The organism is Dehalobacter sp. DCA (assembly GCF_000305775.1).
GTDB lineage: Bacteria > Bacillota > Desulfitobacteriia > Desulfitobacteriales > Syntrophobotulaceae > Dehalobacter > Dehalobacter alkaniphilus.
In genome coordinates, this window is record NC_018866.1 from 1,688,221 (window position 1) to 1,713,846 (window position 25,626).

Below are 25,626 nucleotides of genomic sequence, written 5' to 3' on the forward strand. Positions count from 1 at the left end.
AATTTTGTTCAAATGCGTAAACTACCGTTATCTATTCCAGAGGGAGCAGTATTTATATTTTACTGCTCCCCTCCCCATAAAATCCTATTAATAAAAAAATTAGTATTTATACTATTTTTGATTAGCAATTATCTCAACTTTCGGTCGCGACCGAGCGTAGGTCGTGTTTTTATATTCGCACAACTAGGGTTCGAAAGTTGAGTCATTATAATTTACTAAAGATATTAATATTATTCAGAATATAATTCAGGACGAATTATGGTTTTGAAATCTTTGCAAAAGTATATATAGTGTTCCATCACTTTAATTAATCCTTTCTTTTTTAAATCAGTTAAATGTAATGTAACATATTCTCTGGTGGTACCAATAATATCTGCAATATCTTGATGTGTGAATTTATATTTAGCACGATACCATCCGTTTTCTTCAACTTGAAATGGGTCATTAAGATTACGAAGAAATAATATTAGTCTCTGTTTTGGACAGTAAGAAGACGAACTTTCCAAGCGTTCTAGTAATGTAAAAACAATGTCACCTAAGGATTCCATGAAAGCTAAGGATAACGTAGGATCGCCTATTATCCCTTCCAGTGCTTGTTCTTTAGTTATATAAATTATTGTTGTATCTTCATATGCATAAGCCTCGTAAGGTGAACTAGTAATTCTCATAATAACATCAATAACGCTAGTTGCTCCTCCAGGTCCTATAATTACTTGAGTTCTTTGCTTGCCGTTCAGAGTTAAGAAACGAATTCCAAGCAGCCCTTCTTCTACACCATAGACAGCAGTTAATTCTTGTCCATATTTTATGAATAGTTCCCCTTTTTTAATGGTTATACGTTGATTAAATTTTTGCATAAAGTCGATAATTTTCTTATTTGTATTTAGGGGCTGCTGAACAGGATGTTATTTTCTCAATAAGCTAACCTGATCAGCCCGAAATTCTCTCTAATAAAATTGAGTATAAGAATCCGGAGCCTGCGCTCCAGGTTCATTACCAACAGCTGCATGGCGATAACAGTCTCACTGGTTTCTTTGAGACGTGCCATGATACGTCCGAGCCCATAAAACCGCTTACCTTCTCCGAATTTTCCTTCAACAGCGTTTCGTATTCCAGCATCCAGCCGTTCTTGTTTCTTTTGTTCTCTTAATAGTTCCTGATCTTTGGCTGGTCTGCCGAGCGGTGGACCGCTCAATCGAATGCCCAGTTTCTGCAGTAGTTAAGGTTATCTCTGTTCCGGTAGATCTTGTCTGCCATCACGGCTTCTGGATAAAAACCATACCTTTGGTAGTAGTTTTCAACCGATTGCATGAGTGTCTTGCTTTCATTGAAAGCGTCAAAGCTCAAGCTCTCCATATAACTGAATCCGTTCACAACACTGATGGCAAGCTTAGCTCCAAATTCTACATCTGCGTTTGACTTGCCTCGTACTATGGGTCTGACAAAAGGCATATGCAGGCTGACGATGCGATCTTCTACCGAATGTTTACCCTGTTTGTACATTTCCAGCTGTTGCCAGTAGATTTCTTGACTGACGAGCAGATTGCGGTATTGGCGTTTAGTTAAGAGAGTCAGCGAACTTTTTTCAGCAAGAGTCTTAATGTTTTTCAGATCCCGTCGAATATATCGCAGCTGTCCTCCGATTCCTTTGCGGATCATCTTAGCAGTCTTATGTTTCTTTTTATCAATGTTCAGATAGCTTTTGCGTGCATTGCGACGGTAGGATCTGGGTTTCTTGAGAATCCCGGCATGCGGTGCATGCAGTACATCAATGATTTCTTCCAAAGCCTGCCGGGTTGTGTTCAAAAGCCAGATATCTGTAGGATAGTGAATATCCGCAGGGGTGCAGGTTGCATCCAGGATCAGCTTGCCTGAGTTCTTGGTTTCTGAAGGTTCTTCATTCGTTTTCTCTTCTTGTCCTGTATCATCAGAGTCTTCACCATCAGAAGGAGGGGTGTCGTCTGAGCCATCTGAGTCATCTGGGTCATCTGGGTTTTCTGGATATTCATGTTCTCCGGCTAGTCTGCTAGTAATCTCGTTGATTTCGTTGATAATATCCTTGTCCAAACGTTTGCGGAAATGGGTCATGAGTGAATGATTGAATGGCGGTTTATCTACAAATGCACTTAGGCCAATGAAATATTGCATGTACGGATTTTCTGTGATCTCTTCGACCGTGTCACGGTCAGATAATGATTTCACATTTTGAATGATCAGAGATCCGAGTGCCAAACGCACCGAATAGGCTTTTTGTCCGCGACTGACAGGAAAACTTCTGGCATACTTCTTCTCAACTTCGGCCCAGGGGATCATTAATGCGAGCTTACACCATTTATTGTCCGGGTTTAAGTTCCCGCCAAAAGGCAGAAAGAATTCGTGCGGAAATGTAATCTGCTGTTCGGTAGGTTTGTACATGAAAACACGCTCCCAAGTGCAAGGTTTTTTAACATAATATTTATGTTTACATGTACTATTTTACCAAAAGTCGGGGTTAAAACCCAGTGTTTATGCTGATTTTACCGTTATTCAGCAGCCCCTATTTAGCCAAGGATAATTTAAAAATTTAGTCAAAGTATAAATATCTTCCGACATAGACAATATCCCCCTTACAAAATAATAAATTTAATTTTAAGGAGTTCTTATAGCAACTAACTGCAAATATTATCTAAATAAGGATAATATGTTAAATATATTTCAAGAATATGCTTTATTTTCCAAGTCGAAAAAAAAATGTAACAAAAAATAACTTAAATAAATAATATCATATTTGTGAGATTGTGCAATATTGACCTTTTCTCGATAAAACAGACACTCCAGAGTTAGTTTTTCTAATGAATTCTCAGAATTCCTCAATATTTCAATTTGGTAGCAGGAGACCGCCCTCGCCGGGTGGCATAAGGCCATTGTCATGGCCTTAGAACAAGAGGGTCTTAGTGTATCCTGGCTGTCAAGGGTCTTCGGCTTCGCCCCCGATGAACGAGCGTTGCTCGCCCTTAACAACGGCCAAACGACTTCGCTAAGCGACTCTTCGTTGATATTCATAGTATCTCTTTAAGAATTCAACTGGTGTTATGTTGCCCAATGCTTGGTGTCTTCGCTTTCGATTGTAGAAGCCTTCTATATACCAGAATATATCATTTCTTGCTTCTTTCAGGTCCTTGTACTTCCTGTGATGCAGCCTTTCTGATTTGATGGTACTGAAAAAGGTTTCTGCACAGGCGTTGTCGTAACAATTGCCTTTTCCGCTCATACAGCGGATAATTATTATCCGATTATATTTTGTATACATCAGAATAAACACTTGTTATTTCTAAAAAAGTGTGTTAACTTTTTGATATATTTTTATAGGTAAATTAAGCAAAGATGCTTATTCCTCGACCAAACGCTTTGAGGGTTAAGTTTGTTTTTGCTTTTTTTGCTTTTTGTGGTTATTTATCTATGTACCATTATTTAATATCTAAATCTGAAGGGAGATTTCGAAACAATGGATATCTTTGCAATGAACGTTTTTAACGATGCCGTCATGAGGGAACGGCTGCCCAAAGCAACTTACAAAGCTTTGAAGAAAACAATTGAGGACGGGAAAGCGCTGGATCCCGATGTCGCAGAAGTCGTTGCGAATGCAATGAAAGACTGGGCGATTGAAAAAGGGGCTACCCACTATACCCACTGGTTCCAGCCGATGACAGGACTCACTGCGGAGAAGCATGACTCGTTTATTTCTCCGACTGCCGACGGCAAAGTCATTATGGAATTTTCCGGCAAAGAACTGATCAAAGGCGAACCCGACGCATCTTCTTTCCCAAGCGGTGGCATTAGAGCCACGTTTGAGGCCAGAGGCTATACTGCCTGGGACTGCACCTCTCCGGCTTTTGCCAGAGAAGAAAAAAACGGCAACGTCACGCTGACGATTCCCACAGTATTCTATTCGTATACCGGTGAAGTTCTCGACAAAAAAATTCCGCTTTTGCGTTCTATGGAAGCACTCTCCAAACAAGCAGTAAGACTGTTAAGATTATTTGGCAATACGACAGCAACCCGTGTCATTTCTACGGTCGGACCCGAGCAGGAATACTTTCTGATTGATAAAAGTTTTTTTGATGCCAGAATGGATTTAGTCCTTACCGGCAGAACACTCTTTGGTGCTCCTCCGGCTAAGGGCCAGGAAATGGAAGACCACTACTTCGGCAGCATCAAAGAACGCATCGCCGCCTTTATGAAAGAATTGAATGAAGAACTCTGGAAGTTAGGTGTTTTGGCTAAAACGCAGCACAACGAAGTTGCTCCTGGTCAGTTTGAAATTGCCCCCATTTTCTCGACAACCAATGTTGCTACCGACCATAATCAACTGATCATGGATACTTTGAAAAAGGTTGCCTTGCATCATGATCTGGTCTGCCTGCTGCATGAGAAACCGTTTGCAGGCGTCAATGGTTCCGGGAAACACAATAACTGGTCCATGAGCACCAATGATGGACAGAATCTGCTTGATCCGGGAAATACCCCTCACGATAACGCTCAGTTCTTAACTTTCCTTTGTGCTGTCATTAAAGCTGTGGACGAATACTCCGAATTGCTCAGAGTGTCCGCCGCCAACCCTGGAAACGACCACCGTCTCGGTGCGAACGAAGCTCCCCCGGCGATCATTTCCATGTTCCTCGGCGACATGCTTTCGGATATTGTCGAACAAATCCAAAACAATGGCGGTGCTGTATCATCCAAACCAAACGGCACTTTGACAGTCGGCGTGTCCACGCTTCCGGAAATCCCGAAGGATAACTCAGACCGCAACCGGACTTCACCGTTTGCCTTTACCGGAAATAAATTTGAGTTCCGTATGGTTCCTTCCAGTGCATCCATCGCCGGCCCGAACATGGTCCTGAATACGATTGTCGCTGAAAGTATTTGCCAGATTGCCGATAAGCTTGAAAAGGCTGCCGATTTTAACAGCGAACTGCAGGCCCTCTTGAAAGAAATTCTGGTCAAACACAATCGTATCATCTTCAATGGCAACAACTATTCCGAAGACTGGGTCGTAGAAGCAGAAAAACGCGGTCTGCCGAACATCAAATCCATGGTGGAAGCTTTGGAGCACTTCATTGACGAGAAGAATGTCAATGCGTTCGAGAAACACGGTGTATTGAGCAAACAGGAAGTTCATTCCCGTTACGAGATTTTGCTGGAGCAATACAGCAAAACGATCAATATCGAAGCCAAAACGATGATTGATATGGCTAACAGGCTTATTCTTCCCGCAGCTGCAAAATATGCAACTGACCTGGCCGGTTCCGTACAAAGCGTTAAAGCTGCCGTGGCTTCTGCGGATACCTCGGCTCAGGAAGAAGTCATCAAAGAAGTATCTTCGGCTTTAGGTTCCTTTAAAGCCAAAACTGTGGCTTTGGAAAAAGCTGTTTTGGGCGCGGCTGACGTTGAAGATGTCCATGCCAATGCGGTTTACTACCGTGATATCGTCTTTGCCGCGATGAATGAATTGAGGATCTATGGGGATAAGCTTGAAACACTTGTTGACGCGGAGCTTTGGCCGCTGCCGACTTATGTGGAAATGCTGTTCATCATTTAATCCATACCCTTCAGAAAAATAGCAGAGGAGAGGGCACCAGCCCTCTCCTCTGCTATTTTATTACATTCTCATCGTCATTTCTCTATCCCGCATCAGCTTTGCAGGCCATTTACTGTTTTGAGTTCTTATCGCCTGCCGGCCCAAAATCCTCCGCGGAAATTCTTAGGTTCCTGGAAGAATATAAACGCACTTGGGCAGGAATCATTAACAATATTCAAAAGTTCTTTTTGCCGATTTCTTTTGGCCAGAACCAACATCAGGAGGCGTTTCCCGTCGCGGCCTTCCCCGGTCCAGGTCGTAACGCCAAATCCTTTCTTACGCAATAATTTGGGAAGCGTCTCATCGAGCGAATCAACAATGACCTCGGCAGTCATGTACCCGAGAGCAAGTCTTTCCTCGATCCTGCTTCCCAGATACACTCCGATACCATAGCCGATGCAATATGCTGCGATGTTCCAGTAACTGTCCAGGTTTTTCAGAATAATAGACAATCCGGCAATGTACACGAGCACTTCGATCATGGACAGCATGGAAGCATACTCCTTTAAGCCCTTGATCACAAGGATAAACCGTACCGTTGTCAGTGATACGTACGTAATATTAATAGCCATGATCATCAGAGCAAACAGGACTACTTGGCTCATTCTTATCACCAATCTTCTTTTTTCGGCTGGATCATTCTTTGATATTATTATGATCCATTTTAGCGTAATTCTACTATGCTGTTCCAAATTTTTCTGAATTGCTGTCTCACTCACATTGCCGATTATCTCCTGCGTATTACAAAAATACCTGTATATGTAAAGAAATGAATAAAATATGCTAAGGAACGCACAATAATGACGAACTGGCAAAAGACTGGCTTTTTTTCATTCAGCAAGCCAATATTCTATATCGGGAGGGGAAAATATTGAAAAAGGGCAGCTATTATGACTGGGCCCGCCAGAAAGGAATATCCCGGCGGGACTTTTTAAGGTTCTGTGCCATGACTGCAGCAATGCTGGGACTCGATGCAACCGCTGTCCCCAGAATTGTGGAAGCTTTGGAAAACAAGTCACGCCCACCTGTCATTTATCTAAATCTGCAGGAATGCACCTGCTGCGGCGAGTCTTTCATCAGGTCCGCCCACCCTTTGTTTTCGGACCTGATCTTCAATATGATTTCCCTTGATTATATGGAGACGCTGCAGGCCGCAGCCGGAACACAGGCAGAGTCTGTCCGTCTAAAAACAATGCAGGAACATTACGGGGAATATATTCTGGTAGTCGAAGGCAGTGCCACACTGGCAGAGGGCGGCATTTACTGTACCATCGGCGGAATGACTGCCAACCAGCTCCTGAAGGAATGTGCAGGCGGAGCAGCTGCCGTGATAGCGTATGGCTCCTGTGCGACCAACGCCTGTGTCCAGGGGGCACACCCCAATCCAACACAGGCTGTACCGATTCGGAGAATTATCAAGAACAAGCCTGTCATTGACGTTCCCGGATGTCCGCCCATTGCTGAAGTCATCACCGGTACAATCGTTCATTACCTGACATTTGGGAAAATCCCGGAATTAACGAGCCTGGGCCGTCCTAAAGCCTTTTACTCCAAACGTGTCCATGATGGCTGCACCCGCCGGGCCTTTTTTGATGCCGGCCAGTTTGTGGAGCGCTTCGATGACGAAGGTGCCAGAAAAGGATGGTGCTTGTATAAAGTTGGCTGCAAAGGCCCAGTTGCTTATAATGCCTGCGCCGTAACGGAATGGAATGACGGAGTCAGCTTTCCTGTTAAATCAGGACACCCTTGTATGGCCTGTTCCGAGAATAATTGGTATGATTCCAGCACGCCTTTTTATACTCACCTGGCTGAGATCCCCAATGAGGCCATCGGCGGCAACCCTGACCATATCGGTCTTGCCGCTTTAGGTGTAGCCGGTCTGGGTGTTGTTGCCCATGGGGGAATTACGGCCGCTGCTAAAGGGCGTGGGAAAAAGAACCACCCGGCCGGAAGTACGGATACTGAACAAAAAAGACAAGTAACTAAGAAGACAAATCATAAAGAAGACTAATGCAGAAAGGTTTTGAATCTCAATGACAACAAGAATTGTTGTGGATCCTGTCACCCGGATCGAAGGTCATTTACGCATTGAAGCCATTGTTGACGGTACAAAGATCAGTGATGCCGTCAGCTCAGGAACAACATTTAGAGGAATTGAGAAGATTGTCGAAAACAGGGATCCACGTGATGTCTGGGCGTTCGTCCAACGGATTTGCGGTGTTTGCACGCACATCCATGCGATTGCTTCCGTGCGGGCAGTGGAAGATGCCTTGGATTATCCGATCCCCAAAAATGCCAATTACATACGCAATATCATGACGCTGACCCAATTTACCCAGGATCATGTGATTCATTTTTATCATTTGCATGGTTTTGACTGGATTGATGTCTTAAGCGCATTAAAGGCTGATCCTAAAGCAACAAGCAGTCTGGCCATGTCCATCTCCTCGTGGCCTAATTCTTCGGAGGGTTACTTCAGGGATGTGCAAAACAAAGTTAAGAATATTGTCCAAAGCGGCCAGCTTGGTATTTTTGCCAATGCTTACTGGGGTCATCCCGCTTATCGCTTGCCTCCGGAAGCCAATCTAATGGGAGTCGCGCATTACCTGGAAGCATTAAGTTGGCAAAAAGAAATTGCTAAAGTCCATACCGTGTTCGGAGGGAAAAACCCGCACCCGAACTATCTGGTCGGCGGGCATGCTTCGAGCATCAACCTTGATGATGTCCATGTTCTGAATATGGAACGCCTGAATCTTGTGAAAACGAAGATCGATGAAGCCCAAACGTTTGTCAACCAGGTCCTTATTCCAGATATTCTAGCCATTGCTGGCTTTTACAAAAAAGACCTTTGGGGAGGCGGAATCGGCAACTTCCTGGCCTACGGTGGTGTACCGCTCGTCGATATCCACGAGCCGGACAGTTATCTGTTCCCTCGCGGGATTGTCCTGAACAGAGATTTAAGCAAAGTCTATGATCTTGATCTAAAGGATCCAAGCCATATTCAGGAATTTGTATCTCACTCGTGGTATCAATACGCGGATAAGGATTCCGGGCTTCACCCCTGGCAGGGGCGGACGGATCCAGCATATGACGGGCCCAAACCACCTTATCACAATTTGGATGAATCAAAAAAATACAGCTGGATCAAAACACCGCGCTGGCAGGGCCATGCGATGGAAGTCGGCCCGCTGTCCCGCTTCGTGGTTGCTTATGCCAAGGGCAATAAGGAAATCAAGGAAATGGTCGACAGCTCCCTGCGGAAACTGGACCTTCCGCTCAACGCTTTGTTTTCAACGCTCGGACGAACGCTGGCCAGAGCACTGGAAGCAAAATTTTGCGTCGATCAACTTGCCGGTTTTTATGCGGACCTAATCGCTAATATTAAAGCCGGTGACACACAAACCTTCAATCCTGAAAAATGGGAACCGAGCCGCTGGCCGGCAGAAGCGCAGGGTGTCGGCTGGGCTGAGGCCCCGCGAGGAGCCCTGGCTCACTGGATTAAAATCCGCGGCGGCAAGGTAGAAAGCTATCAGGCGGTTGTGCCGACAACCTGGAATGCCTCACCGCGGGATGCTACAGGACAAAAAGGTCCTTATGAGGCGTCGCTGCTCGACACACCGGTCGCTGCTACCGACCAGCCCCTGGAACTGCTCCGGACCATTCACTCATTTGACCCCTGCATCGCCTGCGCGGCACACCTGATAACACCACAAGGAAAACTATTGCTAGAGAAAATCTAGGGGCCACAATATCTGCGTGCCATGGTGACGCTAGCATATATTCTAAGTGATATGGAGGGATTACGATTGGCCTTATCCAAAGAAAAGAAAAGTTCCGCTCCGATGCCGCAGCGCAGACCGGTATACGTCTGGCAATTTCCTGTCCGGATGTTTCACTGGATAAATGCAGCCGCTGTCACCGTACTCTTTCTTACAGGTCTGTATATTGGAAATCCTGTCTTTATAACCGCCGGAGAAGCTTTCCAGCAGTTTTTAATGGGATCAGTTCGCTACTGGCATGGAATAGCCGCTTTTATCTTTACGGCCAATCTGTTATTCCGCCTCTATTGGTTCTGGGCAGGCAATGCGTATGCCAAGATACGTTTCTGGCAGAAGGCTTTTTGGCAGGACCTCAAGTCAACAGTCCGCTACTATTTATTTATGAGAGGAGAACATCAGGGACATCTCGGGCATAATGCCCTGGCCCAGCTATCTTATCTTCTTTTCATCTGGATCGGAAGTTTTTTCATGATTATAACCGGTTTTGCTATGCGGATAGGCACCAATCCGGACGGTATATCCGGAAAGTTGTTTTCCTGGGTTATTCCGGCTTTTCACAACGAGAATCTGGTTAGAATGAGTCATCATCTTGTCGCTTGGGGCTATGTGGTTTTTTTGTTGATTCACCTCTACCTTGTATTCAGACAGGATCTTCTGGATGATGATGCTACTACCTCATCCATGATCAATGGGTATAAATATGAATTGCCCTCTACTATCGGCGCTGAAGAAGTCCATACCCCTGAATATGTTGTACTCCAGAAGGGGGATTAACTTGAATTTCGAGCCCAAACAGGTCTTTTATGAACCCGAAGCCCTGAATTATCCACTTGGGAAGAAGCTTGTTGATTATTTTCGGCAAATCAAGATTCCGGTCAAAGCAACAAGTTCTCACAACAGAATAACCGGTCTGAGCGGAGATACTGCTGCCAAAACCTATTTTGAAGCCAAAAAAACATTGGTGATCGGTGTTAAACGCGGAAAAACGTTTCAAACCTGCAAACCCTCAGCTCATTATCAGCTGCCGCTGACCACAAGCTGTCCCGGGATGTGCGAATATTGTTATTTAGCCACGACGCTGGGTGCAAGACCGTACATCCGCATCTATGTTAATATAAATGAACTGCTTGAAAAAGCCCAAACTTTAATCCAGGAACGTTTACCCGAGATCACTTATTTCGAAGGAGCCGCAGTGTCCGACCCAATCCCGATGGAACAATATACAGGCAGTCTGAGAAAAAGCATTGAATTTTTTGGAAGGCAGCCTCAAGGCCGGTTCCGCTTTGTCACAAAATTCACTGACGTTGATAGCCTTTTGAATCTGGAACATCACGGTCATACCCGGTTTCGTTTCAGCCTGAATTGCGAGGAAATCATCAGAAATTATGAGCATGGGACACCATCCGCTGAAAATAGAATAAAGGCAGCCGGAAAAGTACTTCGCGCCGGCTACCCTTTGGGTTTTATTATTGCCCCGATTATCAGATTTGAGAACTGGATGGATCAATACGAAAAGCTCTTTGCTGACCTGGCAGAGCAGTTAAAAGCCGCTTCTCCGGCAAACTTTTCTCCTGCAGCGCTTACTTTTGAATTTATCACACATCGTTTTTCTTCCCGAGCCAAGTCCAATATTTTAAATATCTATCCGCAGACAAGCCTACCGATGGATGAAGCTTCGCGCAAATTTAAATTCGGGCAGTTCGGCTACGGAAAATATGTCTACCCACCCGTTGAAATGGAGGAAATAAAGACTTCCTTTCTGGCGTTTATGAACCGTCATTTCCCGGGAGCAAAAGCCAAATACTTTATTTAGCTTTTCGGCTATTGTACCGTCCATGGCACTCATCGTTCCTTGCCAGTATGCTGGTATTCGGCATACCATCTTTTAATGGCCTGCTTGCTTTGCTCGCTCGGGTAATAATTCTTGTTTTCATCATCTTTGCCCACAGCAAAAACAGAAAAACCAAGATGCCAGGTTTCTTTTTCAAACACTTGCTGATAAGCCAGAAAGCAATTTGCCTGCTCCTGGTTATTGATAATGTCCGACGGCAAAGGGTTCCAGGGATGAACTGCGGCACCGCTTCTTTTTGGGAAACCCAATTCACCAAAGAATACAGGTTTGTTCCATTTTGCAGACAGCTGCTTTAATTCATCATAGATATTCTGGTTTCGGTCAAAAATCCGGGTCTTATAGATCGAGCTTACAAGGTTATCTACCGTATTGGTCTCCTGGTCGGTCAATTCAAAATAAGCTGCTACAGAGATAAAATCCACTTTTCCAAGAACCGGATTATTTAATTTGGCAATGTAGGTATCGTACGCCAAATTCTGCCCGGCATTCCATTCAGCTGTATACCACCAGTTTGTCCGGTAAGTCATTTTGCCCTGGTATCCGGCCCTGACAAAATCCGCGACATCGGTCCAATAACCGCATTGATCCTCGAATTGATCAAAGTTGGAACCGATACATAGGGCGTAGACTTTATTCGGCTTAGCCACATCACGGATGAGTTCGGCAAGGACGACCTGTTTCCAGTTCCAGAACCATTGATTGATATTATCCGGCTTGAGATCCGTCTCATATTTCTCACCGTTTTGAATATACGGATAAGGTTCCAGGATGACGTTAATTCCTTTATATCTTAAGCGTTTAATCAGCCAGACCGCTTTCTTTTCGCTTTCCGCATTGATACTCATCGTACTGGCTGTCAACGACGGAATATCAATTTGAACAGGGACATTCAGGGTATTCAGCCCAAGACTGTCTATATCGCTCAGAGCCTGTTCAATTGTATAATCTACAGACAGGTTTGCCGATTTTATCTTTTCCCCCCATGGGGTAATAATCCTGTTCTTTTCGTATTGGTAGCCAATATAGACAATATCCACCAGAACCAGTTTAATGATTAGCAACACCACAATAATGACACCTAATACAATCAGCGGGGTTTTATTTCTTTTGAGCGTATTCAGCAAATTGTTCAATATTCTGACCCTTCCTAAGAATAGTACATGTTAAATAGATTGATGATTAGAAGCGTAAAGATGAAAAGCTTATACTTTCTAAATACTAAGAAAGACTGTCCGCGGAAGAATCTTTGAGCAGAAAATTGTAATTCTGTCTGAGGTATTCCGTCACCTTTTGGGCAATGACCTTATGCCCGTCTTCATTCGGATGGATCCCATCAATACAAAGCAATTGAGTAAAATCCGGTGTCTTCAGAAAAGCACCTCTTACATCGATCCATTTTGTCTTGGTTTCCTCTGCAATGTTCACAATCATGGAGTTGTAGCGTTCCTGCCACCAGTATATCTTTGTAACGCTTCCAAGCCAAATCAATATATTTTTCCCTATCTCATTACTGTTTTTGCTAATCCACTTGAAATACCGATCCGCGTCAAGCGGGGGAAGCGTCATCAACACCGGGATAATATTATTGTTTTTAAGCGAAATAATGGTATCTGTGAGCATTTTCCCGAAAGCGTTGAAATCCGTTTTGGGTTCATGCTCTGCCATTGGATCACTCGCAATCTGCATCCAGTCAAAGTCACAGTCATTGCCTCCAAATTCGATCAGTACAATATCCGGACGCGTTTTGGAGACATCCCGATTAAGGCGTTCAATGCCTTTTTTTATGGTATTACCAAATTTCGCAGCATTATAAACCATGCCCTTCAGGCTGTTCTGGACCAGAGAAACATAGTTTCTGTCCAATAACGAATATTTCCCCTGATCCTCGTTATAGATCACGCCTTTGGAAATGGAGTCTCCTACAATCAGAAATGTATAATTTTCTTTCAGTTCAGACTGATTGTTATCCATCAATTCACACCTTTCACAACGACTTGCTTAAAACTTCATAGGTATTACTTCAAAATTTTATAAGTATTTCAAAATTGCTTTCCAATGTGTCAGCTTTTCCTCAAATTTCATCGTATTGGCCGGACTGGTTGAGGGCAATAGCAGATAGGCAATGGAAGCAGACTCCAGACGGATTTTCCTCTTATATATATTAAAGCCCTTTGCTCCGTTAAATGCAAGTAATTCCAGATGTGGGTACTGAATAAATAAATTTTGAAAATCATTGACCTGTTCATTGACTATATTGCTATCGAGACTGCCTTCTCTGGAGCAGTTACAAATGACATCCCAAAGGGCAATTTTTCTGTCCAAAAGAAATTGTTTCCTGCTATCATAATCATCCATGGCATCCGCGGCATTAGACCATCCACGGGCATCGTCAAAAAGCGCATACATAATCCGCCAAAAGTGATTGTAAGGATGTACATAATATTTCTGCTCCCTCAACGATTGCACTCCCGGCATCGAGCCGAGGATCAATACCCGGGACTCCTGATTGATGACCGGTTCAAATGAATAGATGATTTCCATTTCCATATCAGTCCAAACTCCATTGTCTTGGATAAAAGAGTAATGGCGGCAGCTTGGTACGCTTGTCTCCCTTCGCCGTATTTAGCTGGGGCTGGGTCAGAAAAATACTATGGCTTAAATCAGTACCACTAAGGTCGGCATCGCGCAAATCCGCCCCGATCAAATCAGCTCCGCCCAGATCGCTCCCGCTGAGATCTGCGGCAATCAGACAGGCTCCTCTAAGGTTAGCCCCTCTGAGGTCCGTTTCCCGGAGATCTGCAGCAATCAGACTATTCCTGCGCTTAAAGGTCTTCAAAATCCCGGCCTGAATATTCCGCTCCTGACAAACAGAAACACGGACCAGTTCACTTGTTTGAAGCAGCAGGGTATTTACTTCGGTACGATATAAGGGTACATCCATTTTCAGAAGCTCACCCGGGCTGAGCAGTGTCAGCCGTTCCGTCTCTTCCCGCAGGGTACGAAGCGCCTCATGAACTGAATGAGCGGGCTGTAATGTCTCTGCTTCTGTCAAATACCAGAGTATCTCCTGAAGCTGCCGAATGACAAGGAAAACTTCAAACATTTGCTCCTGGAATTCCGGTGATCGCCGCCAGTCTCTGCCGCCGTAACTGAGCTTGGATACCTTTGGCCCTGCGCCAAAACAGTCAAATGCCATGCAGCCTTTCAGGCCCAGTCCCTGAAGATCTTGATATATACTGCAGCGAAAATTTTCCTGCAGCTTCCGACAGGGTTGACCGGCCTCTTTATCGTTTGGAAAGCCTTCCGAAGCTGAAAAATACAGCGCGGTGCAGCACAATCCGAAGCAGTTCTCACAGTCAGCTCTCAGACTGCGTCTCTGCTCAGCAAAAATGTCTATTGGTTCACGAATTCCAGACAATGTTTGATCCTCCAAAACAAAGAACATTTGATTTATCCCCAGAAATAATGCTTGAATAGTTTGTCTAATCTTTTTTGGCCTTTCTAAGAACCAGTTGAATATTCAGACGATCGGCTTCCACTTTTAGCAAGCGGACGGCTTCTTCAGCACTGCCGTTGCAGTTGATCCGATCCATATGATGGATCTTATCCATCATATTATTCAGGACGGAAAGCGGCAGCAGGTTGACCGCCAGACAATAAAATCCCTTTGATTTGCCGTCGTTGTAATTCGTGATTAGTTCGCCTAAAATTTTGTGTTTTTCCGTCAGTTCTTCAAGATAATTTTGAAGGTCTATTTTAGCCTTGGCCTGATCCTGCAATACATTTTGATAGGATATAAAGGAATCGGCCTCGCTTGGAGCCTGATACCTCTCACATGGATAGACACTGCATTCAAAACAGTATTCAACATTTTGATGCTTTTTATTACAGGTAATTACGGCACAGGAAGGATGCTTCAAAAAAAAGTCCGGACCCCCGCAGCCGGGGCACTTTGAAGAACCGTCCGTATGAAAGCGCGGACAGAGACAGCAATTCAATCCGCATAATGAAAAGTCGGCGCATTTTCGCCTGTATTCTTTACTTACCATTGATTTAACCATCGCATGCATCTCCTGATAAACATTTTTTAGCATTTCCCAAACATTAAGGGCCGTATCTAAACATCGCAGCACGGAATTCTTCTTGGGATATGCGCGTTCTCCGCGACTCTGTACTTCACGATCTTGCTTATTAACTCATACGGAATAGGCTTATTTAATGGGAATTGTACCGATCCTTTAGCTCCCTTATAACCGGCCAGTTCCTGTTTAAAGGCTTCAATCCCGCTTGGTGTCGGATAAAATCCAATGTGGTTTTTGAATGCTGCGAAATGAACGAGATTACCGTTCAGTACAAACGTAGGCATCTGATAGCTTATCTTTTCCACTGCGTCCGGTGCTGCTTCTCTTATCACATTTCTAATTGCTCTTAATATTTCCTGTGTCTCATCAGGGAACTGCAAAATATACCCATCAACTGATTCATGAACCACTTTATCCGCTCCCATTTTTAGTTTCTCCTTTAAATTTTTCCGAATAACCCCTGTAGAACCTGAAAGCGATGTGCTACAATAGTTCTATGACCGAAATATCAATCGAATAGGGATACAGGAGCAACGACAATGGCAAACTTGGTGAAAGCCAGGGACGCAAAGCTATGGGTCTTCCAGAATAATTCTGATGACTGCCAGGCCACCGAATCCGCTCAGGTTTGTTTTGAATGTCGCCATGCAATCTGCTGGTGATTTTTTTGTTGCTTCAGCTAGCACTGATTTATCGGAAAGGAAGATTACAATTGCGTCAGGTAAGTGTAAACCGGCTTCAAAAGGGAGACGTATTGGGACGAACCATTTTCTCGCATAACGGCCGTTCATTACTTGGGAAAGGAGTCACGCTGACCTCCCCCTATATCGAGCGGCTGAAAGAGCTGGGCATCAGTATTGTCTATGTGGACGATGACGAAACGAAGGATATTGTTATCGAAGATGTCATTTCCGAGGAAAACAGGCGGGAGGCAATGAACTCCATTGAGCATTCAGCGGAAGCGGTACGAATCGGTAAAGACCTCAATGGTTTTCAGGTAAAAAAGACGGTAAACAACATCATCGGAGACGTTCTGTTTCAAGAGAAGATATTTCTGAGCCTGACAGATATGCGGAGCTATGACAATCAAGTTTATGCGCATTCAGTCAGTGTTTGTGTCCTTGCGACAATTTTGGGCAAAGCTTTGGGACTGGATAAAGATACCCTGGAGGCGCTGGCGGTAGGGGCTTTGCTTCACGATATAGGGACTGTCAAGCTGCCAAAAGAGCTTGTCGCCAAACGTGAGGCCTTTACTCTGAAGGAAAATGACCTATATAAGACGCATACCGTACATGGATTTGAAATACTTCGGAACAAATCGGAATTAAACTTATTGAGTGCGCATATTGCTTTGCAGCATCACGAATGGCTGAACGGAAACGGCTATCCCCGGAAGCTGTCCGGCCGGCACCTCCATGTCTTGGCTCAAATCGTAGGGCTGGCCGACTTCTATGATAATCTGGTCAATGATGGCCCGGGCCACTCCCGGATCGTCCCGCATGAAGCCTGTGAAATTGTGATGGGATGTGCGAACAAGCTATTCTCCCAGCAGTTGGTTGTAACGTTCTTAAAGCATGTTGCGGCCTATCCGACCGGCTGTACCGTTAAGCTCAATACAGGTGAAGTTGGGATTGTGGTTGACCAAAATAAAAGTTTGCCGATGCGCCCGATTATCAGGGTATTAATCGCCGACAAAGGGCTGGCCCATGTCCAGGCTAAGGAATATAACCTTGTCGAAGATCTTACAACCTTTATTGTATCCATTGTCGAGTGAAGCTGATCCATTTCTTGAAAAAAATTGCCGGCTCAAATGTTTTTTGAGCCGGCTAACCTACTATTTTGGAAGTTTTCCAAACACCTTCAGTACGGACCGGTGGAACGAATGAGGAAACGATGGTTCTGCAAACATTAGGACGCATTGGTCATGGATGACGTTTATATGATTTTCCGTACAATAGTCTATAGCCTCTTTGGATTCAGCCCCCTGCTGAATCCAGATATGTTTGATTCCAGCTTCTACCGCGTCCCTAACGACCTTATTGGTTTGGTCCGGAGGGACGACGATCACTGCACCGTCGGCTTTCTGCGGCAAAGACTGAAGGTTTTCATAGCAGATCTCGCCGTCAATACTGTCCATATTAGGATTTACGGCAAAAACTGACCTTGCCTACGTTTGGTAGACACGGAGAAACCCTAAATAATTATTGTTTTCATTGAATTACGCAATCATGCTGCATCATGCACCTTTAATGGCGCTATGTAATCGTTGGAAGAATGAATGCGATTGCGATTGTAAAAGAGCTCAATGTACTCAAATACTGCTGATCTTGCTTCATCTCTGGTCTTGAAATGCATGTCATTAAGCCATTCTGTTTTCAACTTACCCCAGAATGATTCCATTGGGGCATTGTCATAACAGTTGCCTTTGCGGCTCATGCTGCAAACAAAGTTCTTTTCCTGGTATTAGTTTCTGGTAGTTATGACTGGCATACTGTACACCACGATCTGAATGTAAAATGAGTACCTTCTTTAGGTTTTTTGCGACCGATGGCATTCCTTAGAGCCGATATCACGAGTGACGTTTTCATACGGCTATCCATTGACCAACCGACAATTGAACGGTCGTAAAGATCCAGAATCCCTGCCAGATAGAGCCAGCCCTCATCCGTAGCAATGTACGTGATGTCTGAAACCCATTTTTCATTGCGACGGGATGCAGTGAACTCACGGTTAAGTATATTTTCAGCAACTGGCAAGTTGTGACGTGAGTTTGTGGTTGCTTTGTATTTCTTAATCACCTTTGAACGAAGGCCGTTCTCCCGCATCACTTTGGCAACTGTTGTCTTGCAGGCCAATTGCTCTTGAGGCAGCTCTTTGGTTATTCTGGTCGCACCATAGATGCGCTTGTATTTGTAAAAGAGGCTTGTAACGGTTTTCAGCAGCGCAGCTTTTCTTTCGGCTCTGGCGCTGGGCGGTCTTTTTAGAAAAGCGTAATAACCGCTCCTTGATACGTTTAAGGCCTGACACATCTTCGCAATCCGAAATACGGAGCGATGTTCATAAATAAATTTGAACTTCTTTATTTCTGATTTTTCGCGAAGTAGGCCGCCGCTTTTTTTAGGATTGCGTTTTCCTCTTTAAGATCAAGTAATTCTTTGCGGAGCTTTATGATCTCCTCATCCTCGGGACGCAGTTTGCCCTTGCCTGGGAAGGACTCGTCTCCATGTTGCTTATATTGTCTGACCCAGTCGCGCACTGTTGTGTAATGCACGCCTAGCTCTGTTGCCATTTCTCTGATCGTTGTTTCCTTGTTTATGATCCTCTTGACAACCAACTCTTTGTACTCTTTGTCGTAAGCCATTTTGAATACCTCCGTTATTTTGATTATAGGGGTATTCTCTGTGTCTATCAAACGTGATCTAGGTCAATTGGGTATACTGCAAGCGAGGTAAAAAGGAGCACTAAAATCGGGCAAAATCAATATTTGCAAAAAACAACCGAAAATGAATATTTACTAATAAAAGTAAAGGTATCAAACAACGATAAAGAGACTCGTACCATTGATACTAGCTTATTTAAGTTAAAAGATGCTGAAGGCAAAGAATATTCTGCTATGGCTGAAGCAGACATGTATGTAAACACCGATAATAGTTTCTTTCTAGCCCAGGTAAACCCGGGAACAAGCAAAAGTGGATATATTGTATTTGAAATTCCTAAAAACCTAAAAGGTTTAAAATTACAAGTTTCAAGTGGTTTAGGATGGTCTGGTGGACAGTACCAGATAATAAACCTTGGTCAATAGGCTTGGAAAAGTATAGATTTTGGCCGAGTCATAATAAATTGAGATTCGGCCTTCTTTCTTTATGTTTTTTCACTTAAGTCTTTTTTCCACTTTTCCAGTTTATCTTTAGCATCTTCACTTTAAATTATAAACCAAGGATAAAGCTCATTTTGTTGGTTCGTACCAATTTTCAACATCAGGTATTTTTTGTATCAATTTCTCATTTGCTTCCAGCATCTTCTTGTAATAAAAATCATATGCTGGACTTAGCGTTCTCATCGTCGGAATGAACACATCATAGTATCCGTTTGTTTCTCCAAATTTACGAAACAAATCCATGAGTTGTGCCATTACTGAATTCTGGTACTTATCCGTTTTCTTAAGTTCTGTATATTGAATGATATTATCTTTGTTGTTTTCCCAATACGTGTCAAAGTCATCATAAGTACTCTGTATGTTGGCACTCATTTCTTCAATTTTTTCATTGTCCATATATTTGTCAACTTCGTCCAAAATTAATTGAAACTCTTCTGGAATTTCGATTGGTTCCATATCGTCAAGGAAGTTAACAATGTTGTCATATAACACTTTCTGCTCATTTGTCTTTACTGGTTCATTGAGAAATTGGCCAAAATGAAAGCTAAAGTATCTCCCATAGTATCCGGGAAACGCCATTAATAACTTTTCTTTAATCGTAGATTGTTGTTCTAATAAATTCAATCTATCCTGAATTTCAGCAACATCCACCCCATTAATCAACTGTCCTATCAAATCAAGTCGATATAATTTTTCCTTTGCCTGAATCTCTTTTGCTTGCTTAATTAAAGCAAGAGTGTGCTTCTTGTCGTTACTATCAAGCACTTGCTTGATCTCATCCGTGCATAATTCCAGTTTTCGAAATAACGCAATTTCTTTCAAACGAGATAAATCTGAGTCAGAAAATTCCCTATATCCGTTCTCGTTAACTTTAGGTGATACTAAACCCTTTAATTGATAATACTCAACTGCTTTTTTCGTTAAACCTGTTTGTTTACAAATCTCATTCACTTGCATACCTTACACCTCCTGATTCCAGCTTAAGGTATCCTCTTAGGTGCTAGTCAAGTACTTAGGGGCTGCTGAATAACGGTAAAATCAGCATAAACACTGGGTTTTAACCCCGACTTTTGGTAAAATAGTACATGTAAACATAAATATTATGTTAAAAAACCTTGCACTTGGGAGCGTGTTTTCATGTACAAACCTACCGAACAGCAGATTACATTTCCGCACGAATTCTTTCTGCCTTTTGGCGGGAACTTAAACCCGGACAATAAATGGTGTAAGCTCGCATTAATGATCCCCTGGGCCGAAGTTGAGAAGAAGTATGCCAGAAGTTTTCCTGTCAGTCGCGGACAAAAAGCCTATTCGGTGCGTTTGGCACTCGGATCTCTGATCATTCAAAATGTGAAATCATTATCTGACCGTGACACGGTCGAAGAGATCACAGAAAATCCGTACATGCAATATTTCATTGGCCTAAGTGCATTTGTAGATAAACCGCCATTCAATCATTCACTCATGACCCATTTCCGCAAACGTTTGGACAAGGATATTATCAACGAAATCAACGAGATTACTAGCAGACTAGCCGGAGAACATGAATATCCAGAAAACCCAGATGACCCAGATGACTCAGATGGCTCAGACGACACCCCTCCTTCTGATGGTGAAGACTCTGATGATACAGGACAAGAAGAGAAAACGAATGAAGAACCTTCAGAAACCAAGAACTCAGGCAAGCTGATCCTGGATGCAACCTGCACCCCTGCGGATATTCACTATCCTACAGATATCTGGCTTTTGAACACAACCCGGCAGGCTTTGGAAGAAATCATTGATGTACTGCATGCACCGCATGCCGGGATTCTCAAGAAACCCAGATCCTACCGTCGCAATGCACGCAAAAGCTATCTGAACATTGATAAAAAGAAACATAAGACTGCTAAGATGATCCGCAAAGGAATCGGAGGACAGCTGCGATATATTCGACGGGATCTGAAAAACATTAAGACTCTTGCTGAAAAAAGTTCGCTGACTCTCTTAACTAAACGCCAATACCGCAATCTGCTCGTCAGTCAAGAAATCTACTGGCAACAGCTGGAAATGTACAAACAGGGTAAACATTCGGTAGAAGATCGCATCGTCAGCCTGCATATGCCTTTTGTCAGACCCATAGTACGAGGCAAGTCAAACGCAGATGTAGAATTTGGAGCTAAGCTTGCCATCAGTGTTGTGAACGGATTCAGTTATATGGAGAGCTTGAGCTTTGACGCTTTCAATGAAAGCAAGACACTCATGCAATCGGTTGAAAACTACTACCAAAGGTATGGTTTTTATCCAGAAGCCGTGATGGCAGACAAGATCTACCGGAACAGAGATAACCTTAACTACTGCAAGAAACTGGGCATTCGATTGAGCGGTCCACCGCTCGGCAGACCAGCCAAAGATCAGGAACTATTAAGAGAACAAAAGAAACAAGAACGGCTGGATGCTGGAATACGAAACGCTGTTGAAGGAAAATTCGGAGAAGGTAAGCGGTTTTATGGGCTCGGACGTATCATGGCACGTCTCAAAGAAACCAGTGAGACTGTTATCGCCATGCAGCTGTTGGTAATGAACCTGGAGCGCAGGCTCCGGATTCTTATACTCAATTTTATTAGAGAGAATTTCGGGCTGATCAGGTTAGCTTATTGAGAAAATAACATCCTGTTCAGCAGCCCCTAAGTAAGATTGAACAAATACATCGTTGAGATCCCATAAAAGGGGTCTTTTCTTATTCTACAAAGTAAGTTCCCTAGCAAAAAACTAGACTATTAAGGAATACGCAGATATGGAAAATTTCATCGTCACGGTAGAGATGCCGGTTACCCGGCACCCCCCGCAGTCGAGTAAGCCAAGGGAATTTCACCCTTAACTTCTCACGGAACCGGACTTGAAAGTCTCCCCTCATCCGGCTCTTATCATTCAACTCATTACAACATTCCTGTTACGGTATTGCCAGTGTGTAAATAAATTAGGTTCATGTACTCTTCTATTTGCTTCTCAATTTCTTTTATTCTTGCTACCGCTTTTTCTTTTACGACGTTCTGTTTTTTAGAATTTACCGCTTTAAACTTACTTCCGTCTACCGGTACTAGCTCTCCACCAAACATAGATAGTTTCTTACAGAGTAGTGTGAATTCTTTAAACACTTTTGAGATTTCTTCTTTGTTGTCTTTCCTGAAGTTCGCTATCGTTTTATGATCAGGTGTTAGTCTTTTCAAAAGCCACATTACCTCTAAATTTCTATGACTTTCCTTTTCAAGTTTTCTGCTTGATCTGATTGCATTGATGTATCCATAGAGGTAGAGCTTTAGCAGATCCTTGGGGTTATATGGAGGGCAGCCCGTTTCACATGCTTTCGAATACTTAAATTCTATTTCTAGATTATCTACAAATGCGTCAATAAACTGAACTTCATTGTCCTCTGCTATATAATCATCTAAGGTTTCCGGAAATAGAGTTACTTGTTCTCGGTTTATTCCGCTTTTATATGGCATAATTATTCTCCTTGAATAACTAATTTTTTACTTAATTATACCATATTTATTTATTATTTCCTGTGTTTTTACACAGTCTGTGGATGGCAGATACCGCCACATGTCGCCTAACGTCTCGAGTATTGCCGACGCGTCCCAACCGCATGCATCATTCCTCCAAGTGGCGGGAACCGGCTGTTCTACGACGTATCCCGCCCCCTGATTCAGAGTGCGCCCGGATGGCGCACACTTATTTTCAGCTTTTCTTTTTATCTTTTAGCTTAATCAACTTATCATACAACACAACTGTAATAGTTAAAGAGAAAGGTAAAAGAAACAGATTAATCGCGACATTAATACTACCTCTTAATAAAGTAAAATACGCTGGCGAAATCGTTCCAAAAGAGTGAATAACGTACCACGGAATATGAAGAAGATATGTACTTATAAAAATAATAATAATTACTTTTATAACATGATTTTTTACTAAATACATGCTATACCATAGTTTATTGTCAATTTCCGGTGAAAGCGGTACTGAAATAGGAGCAAAATAAAAATATGCCGATATCAAAGCTATTACTAAAGACAAGATAATAATCAATGGATATTTATAGAAAACTTCTAAGGATGATCTTAAAACAAAACCTAGTAATAACATAGGAATACAAACTGTCAAACCTACTAAAAAAGTGTTGCCTATACTTCTCCAAAAATACTTCGATGATTGTTCATACGCCTTCTCAATATTGATTCTTCTATTATGGATTGACTCCCAGATAACAATTAACATACATATACCATACTTGACGTTTAAAAATGCTGTAATCAAACCTACAACAAACTCTAATATAAGAAATATTTGTTCATTTAGTAGCTGATACAAAAATTGAGGTACGATATTAAAAAGATTAATGATAGCTATAAAAAATGATACAGCGAATAAAATCCTGAAGTACTTCTTGTAAAGTTCAAAGCCTTGACGAAAAATATCAGCTATTGATAATTCTTTCATATGATCCCCTTCAATTTTATTTGCGCGCCAGGACGGCGCGTCCGTGCGGGATATGTCGTAGAACGTTTCGTGAATTCCCGAAGTCTAGTTACTACTTGCATATTCTCTCAGATTTGGTGAGTAGAAGGGCTCCTCCTAGAGCCACAACCCTCTCAGAACCGGACGTGCCCAATTAAGGCATCCGGCTCCACACATGGTCCTCTTTACACAAAGGCTGAATTGAGATTGATTAGTGATTTCGGCCTGACCAGCGGATATCTCTCTAGCATCTGGTTAAAACGTGGCCAGGTTAGTTTGGTTCGCTGGCTTCTCCGTTTCAGCCATTTATAGAGTATGCGTTCTACCTGATTTCGGTATTCCAATAGCCCTTGCCAGTTATCACTGACTCCGTAATAGTTGTAGTGCCCTCTGAGTTTAGCATTGACTTTCTTCCAGATGTCTTTAAACGGCAGGTTTCGGTTTGTTTTTATCCACTCATTAAATTCTATGAGCTTGGCCTGGAATTTCTTCCGGGCTGTTTTCCATCTTAGCTTGAATCGCCCTTTCCGGCTTCTTCCGCAGTAGTGGGTGATTCCCAGAAAGTCGAATGTTTCCGGCTTTCTTCCTCCCCGTCTTTGAACATCTCTTTGGGCATACCTGCCAAACTCGATGATTCTGGTTTTCTCTTCTGCTATTTCCAGATTAAACTTCTTCAGCCGTTTCTTTAAGGCTTCGTAAAACCGCTCAGCATCTTTTTGGTATTGAAAGCAGGCAACTGTATCATCCGCAAAACGAGTAAGATAAGCTTCTCCCTGGCACTGTTTTGTTATTATTTTGTTAAACCATAAGTCAAGCACATAGTGCAGGTAGATGTTTCCCAACAATGGAGATAGGCTTCCTCCCTGGGGAACGCCTTCTTCGGTCTTGCTCAGTTTTCCTTCTTCCATTACCCCTGCTTTGAGGAATCTTTTGATGAGCTTCAGTATTTTGCTGTCACTGATTCGTTCTTGGAGCATTTTCAGCAGCCACTCATGGTCGACATGATCAAAGTAGCCGCGAATGTCGGCATCTACGATATACCCGACTTTCCTGGTCCCTATTTTCCGGCTCAGATCTTTTAGGGCGTCGTGTTGACTTCTGCCCGGTCTGAATCCGTAGGAATCTTCCAAGAAATCCTGCTCATAGATGCTTTCCAGAATGATCACCAGAGCGTTCTGCACCAGTTTGTCTTCCAGTACAGGGATTCCGAGTGGTCTGAGTTTATTGCTTCCTGCTTTAGGTATGAATTTCCTACGCACCGGTGTCGGTCTGTATGATCCTTCTTTGAGCTGTTCCAGCAAGTTTCTTAGGTTTTCTTCAAGATTTCCCCCATAGGATGCTTTTGTTTCTCCGTCTATTCCCGAAGCTGCTGTACCGGATAGTCTTCTGAACGCTTCTCTCAGTGTCCCTTTGCTCATGAGATGGGCTAAGGAACAGAATTTTGCTTTCTTATGTCTTTGGGCTCTTTGTGCTATGCTTGCAAGTTTTGTTCTCACTGTTTCTCCGGTTCTGCGTCCGGTTAGTGTGTCCTTTGCAGGCGGTTCCATATGTTACACTCCTTCCCTCGTTCAGCATTACCTGAAGTCATCAGTACTATTAGCGTAATCCGACTTCCCGGCGGCTTTTGCCTTCCTTGCCTCTTCGGCTTGTTCGGCATACTCTCCTTGCGGAAAGACCTTTCCGGGATCTCCCTGGGTTTCCGCACATTCTTGTTGTTCAGCTAGGTAGGGCCTTAGACCCCGGAGGTGTCTATCCGCACTCGCCATTTTCGTACAGATAGCTGTTGCCTTCCACGTTCCCAACCGCTTCGGCCATCCTCATTAGTTACAGCATTTTCGGGGCTCGATACCGTTCACTGCCGGTTACCAACCGGTCAATTCTACCTCGCTGACTTTCTGTCTACGCTTAAAGCATCACGT

General features: G+C 43.3%; 21 protein-coding genes, 4 pseudogenes and 1 riboswitch. Of the genes and pseudogenes, 8 read left to right on the forward strand and 17 right to left on the reverse strand.

Annotation, left to right across the window (positions count from 1 at the left end):
- Window positions 1-230: 230 nt before the first annotated feature.
- The 3 genes and pseudogenes from DHBDCA_RS08100 to DHBDCA_RS14970 form a co-directional block, all read right to left on the reverse strand.
- Entirely contained in the window at window positions 231-857 is a 627-nt protein-coding gene (locus DHBDCA_RS08100) for a Crp/Fnr family transcriptional regulator (protein WP_015043732.1), read from the reverse strand.
- A gap of 56 nt (window positions 858-913) precedes the next feature.
- Window positions 914-2,415 (reverse strand): annotated as a pseudogene (locus DHBDCA_RS08105) (IS5 family transposase).
- A 601-nt stretch (window positions 2,416-3,016) separates the two neighbouring features.
- Window positions 3,017-3,262: pseudogene (locus DHBDCA_RS14970) on the reverse strand (integrase core domain-containing protein); the annotation flags it as partial.
- 222 nt (window positions 3,263-3,484) lie between these two features.
- Between DHBDCA_RS14970 and DHBDCA_RS08115 the strand changes: the two are divergent.
- On the forward strand, window positions 3,485-5,581 hold the full coding sequence (locus tag DHBDCA_RS08115) for a glutamine synthetase III family protein (RefSeq protein ID WP_015043735.1): 2,097 nt from the start codon (window positions 3,485-3,487) through the stop codon (window positions 5,579-5,581).
- Window positions 5,582-5,706: 125 nt separating this feature from the next.
- Here DHBDCA_RS08115 and DHBDCA_RS08120 read toward each other — a convergent pair whose 3' ends face one another.
- Entirely contained in the window at window positions 5,707-6,225 is a 519-nt protein-coding gene (locus DHBDCA_RS08120) for a DUF2179 domain-containing protein (protein ID WP_015043736.1), read from the reverse strand.
- A gap of 266 nt (window positions 6,226-6,491) precedes the next feature.
- Here DHBDCA_RS08120 and DHBDCA_RS08125 point away from each other — a divergent pair, with 266 nt between their 5' ends.
- The 4 genes from DHBDCA_RS08125 to splB all read left to right on the forward strand — a co-directional run bounded on the left by DHBDCA_RS08125 (window position 6,492) and on the right by splB (window position 11,212).
- Complete coding sequence (locus DHBDCA_RS08125; RefSeq protein WP_015043737.1) at window positions 6,492-7,631, forward strand: hydrogenase small subunit; 1,140 nt, start codon at window positions 6,492-6,494, stop codon at window positions 7,629-7,631.
- A 22-nt stretch (window positions 7,632-7,653) separates the two neighbouring features.
- Window positions 7,654-9,360 (forward strand): nickel-dependent hydrogenase large subunit, encoded by a 1,707-nt coding sequence (locus tag DHBDCA_RS08130; RefSeq protein WP_015043738.1) that lies wholly within the window; start codon window positions 7,654-7,656, stop codon window positions 9,358-9,360.
- Between the two features lie 66 nt (window positions 9,361-9,426).
- Window positions 9,427-10,173, forward strand: a complete 747-nt coding sequence (gene cybH, locus DHBDCA_RS08135; RefSeq protein ID WP_015043739.1) for a Ni/Fe-hydrogenase, b-type cytochrome subunit — start codon at window positions 9,427-9,429, stop codon at window positions 10,171-10,173.
- Window positions 10,148-11,212, forward strand: coding sequence for a spore photoproduct lyase (gene splB, locus DHBDCA_RS08140; RefSeq protein WP_176714377.1), 1,065 nt, complete (start codon window positions 10,148-10,150; stop codon window positions 11,210-11,212). The genes cybH and splB overlap by 26 nt, the downstream gene beginning before the upstream one ends.
- A gap of 29 nt (window positions 11,213-11,241) precedes the next feature.
- Here splB and DHBDCA_RS08145 read toward each other — a convergent pair whose 3' ends face one another.
- The 6 genes from DHBDCA_RS08145 to DHBDCA_RS08170 form a co-directional block, all read right to left on the reverse strand.
- Window positions 11,242-12,384 (reverse strand): glycoside hydrolase family 113, encoded by a 1,143-nt coding sequence (locus tag DHBDCA_RS08145; protein WP_015043741.1) that lies wholly within the window; start codon window positions 12,382-12,384, stop codon window positions 11,242-11,244.
- Window positions 12,385-12,469: 85 nt separating this feature from the next.
- Window positions 12,470-13,222, reverse strand: a complete 753-nt coding sequence (locus DHBDCA_RS08150) for an SGNH/GDSL hydrolase family protein (protein ID WP_015043742.1) — start codon at window positions 13,220-13,222, stop codon at window positions 12,470-12,472.
- Between the two features lie 57 nt (window positions 13,223-13,279).
- Window positions 13,280-13,798 carry a DNA-deoxyinosine glycosylase gene (locus DHBDCA_RS08155; RefSeq protein ID WP_015043743.1) on the reverse strand — a complete coding sequence of 173 codons (519 nt, stop codon included), beginning with the start codon at window positions 13,796-13,798 and terminating at the stop codon, window positions 13,280-13,282.
- A gap of 1 nt (window position 13,799) precedes the next feature.
- Entirely contained in the window at window positions 13,800-14,669 is an 870-nt protein-coding gene (locus DHBDCA_RS08160) for a pentapeptide repeat-containing protein (RefSeq protein ID WP_015043744.1), read from the reverse strand.
- Window positions 14,670-14,733: 64 nt separating this feature from the next.
- Complete coding sequence (locus tag DHBDCA_RS08165; protein WP_015043745.1) at window positions 14,734-15,312, reverse strand: DUF3795 domain-containing protein; 579 nt, start codon at window positions 15,310-15,312, stop codon at window positions 14,734-14,736.
- Window positions 15,313-15,368: 56 nt separating this feature from the next.
- Window positions 15,369-15,758: an iron chaperone gene (locus DHBDCA_RS08170; RefSeq protein WP_015043746.1), complete on the reverse strand. Its 390-nt coding sequence runs from the start codon at window positions 15,756-15,758 to the stop codon at window positions 15,369-15,371.
- A 106-nt stretch (window positions 15,759-15,864) separates the two neighbouring features.
- Window positions 15,865-15,950: riboswitch (cyclic di-GMP riboswitch) on the forward strand.
- 95 nt (window positions 15,951-16,045) lie between these two features.
- On the opposite strand from DHBDCA_RS08170, the gene DHBDCA_RS08175 reads away from it, so the two are divergent.
- A complete protein-coding gene (locus DHBDCA_RS08175) occupies window positions 16,046-17,107 on the forward strand; it encodes an HD-GYP domain-containing protein (protein WP_015045330.1) in 1,062 nt (353 codons plus the stop codon).
- Window positions 17,108-17,167: 60 nt separating this feature from the next.
- Here DHBDCA_RS08175 and DHBDCA_RS08180 read toward each other — a convergent pair.
- Together DHBDCA_RS08180 and DHBDCA_RS08185 are read right to left on the reverse strand one after the other, a co-directional pair.
- Window positions 17,168-17,482, reverse strand: a pseudogene (locus DHBDCA_RS08180) (CoA-binding protein); the annotation flags it as partial.
- A 77-nt stretch (window positions 17,483-17,559) separates the two neighbouring features.
- A pseudogene (locus DHBDCA_RS08185) lies at window positions 17,560-18,694 on the reverse strand (IS3 family transposase).
- A 66-nt stretch (window positions 18,695-18,760) separates the two neighbouring features.
- On the opposite strand from DHBDCA_RS08185, the gene DHBDCA_RS08195 reads away from it, so the two are divergent.
- Complete coding sequence (locus tag DHBDCA_RS08195; RefSeq protein ID WP_256364965.1) at window positions 18,761-19,135, forward strand: DUF4352 domain-containing protein; 375 nt, start codon at window positions 18,761-18,763, stop codon at window positions 19,133-19,135.
- 144 nt (window positions 19,136-19,279) lie between these two features.
- Here DHBDCA_RS08195 and DHBDCA_RS08200 read toward each other — a convergent pair whose 3' ends face one another.
- Window positions 19,280-20,167 (reverse strand): MerR family transcriptional regulator, encoded by an 888-nt coding sequence (locus DHBDCA_RS08200; RefSeq protein ID WP_015043753.1) that lies wholly within the window; start codon window positions 20,165-20,167, stop codon window positions 19,280-19,282.
- A gap of 180 nt (window positions 20,168-20,347) precedes the next feature.
- Between DHBDCA_RS08200 and DHBDCA_RS08205 the strand changes: the two genes are divergently transcribed.
- On the forward strand, window positions 20,348-21,850 hold the full coding sequence (locus DHBDCA_RS08205) for an IS5 family transposase (protein ID WP_015043754.1): 1,503 nt from the start codon (window positions 20,348-20,350) through the stop codon (window positions 21,848-21,850).
- Between the two features lie 278 nt (window positions 21,851-22,128).
- On the opposite strand, the gene DHBDCA_RS08210 is transcribed toward DHBDCA_RS08205, so the two are convergent.
- The 4 genes from DHBDCA_RS08210 to DHBDCA_RS08225 all read right to left on the reverse strand — a co-directional run bounded on the left by DHBDCA_RS08210 (window position 22,129) and on the right by DHBDCA_RS08225 (window position 25,509).
- Window positions 22,129-22,695, reverse strand: coding sequence for a transposase (locus DHBDCA_RS08210; protein WP_015043755.1), 567 nt, complete (start codon window positions 22,693-22,695; stop codon window positions 22,129-22,131).
- A gap of 235 nt (window positions 22,696-22,930) precedes the next feature.
- Window positions 22,931-23,689, reverse strand: coding sequence for a hypothetical protein (locus DHBDCA_RS08215; RefSeq protein ID WP_015043756.1), 759 nt, complete (start codon window positions 23,687-23,689; stop codon window positions 22,931-22,933).
- Window positions 23,690-23,892: 203 nt separating this feature from the next.
- Window positions 23,893-25,254 carry a group II intron reverse transcriptase/maturase gene (gene ltrA, locus DHBDCA_RS08220; protein WP_015043757.1) on the reverse strand — a complete coding sequence of 454 codons (1,362 nt, stop codon included), beginning with the start codon at window positions 25,252-25,254 and terminating at the stop codon, window positions 23,893-23,895.
- Window positions 25,255-25,281: 27 nt separating this feature from the next.
- The gene (locus tag DHBDCA_RS08225) at window positions 25,282-25,509 is read right to left on the reverse strand and encodes a hypothetical protein (protein ID WP_015045332.1); all 228 of its coding nucleotides are present in this window, start codon (window positions 25,507-25,509) and stop codon (window positions 25,282-25,284) included.
- Between the last annotated feature and the right edge of the window lie 117 nt (window positions 25,510-25,626).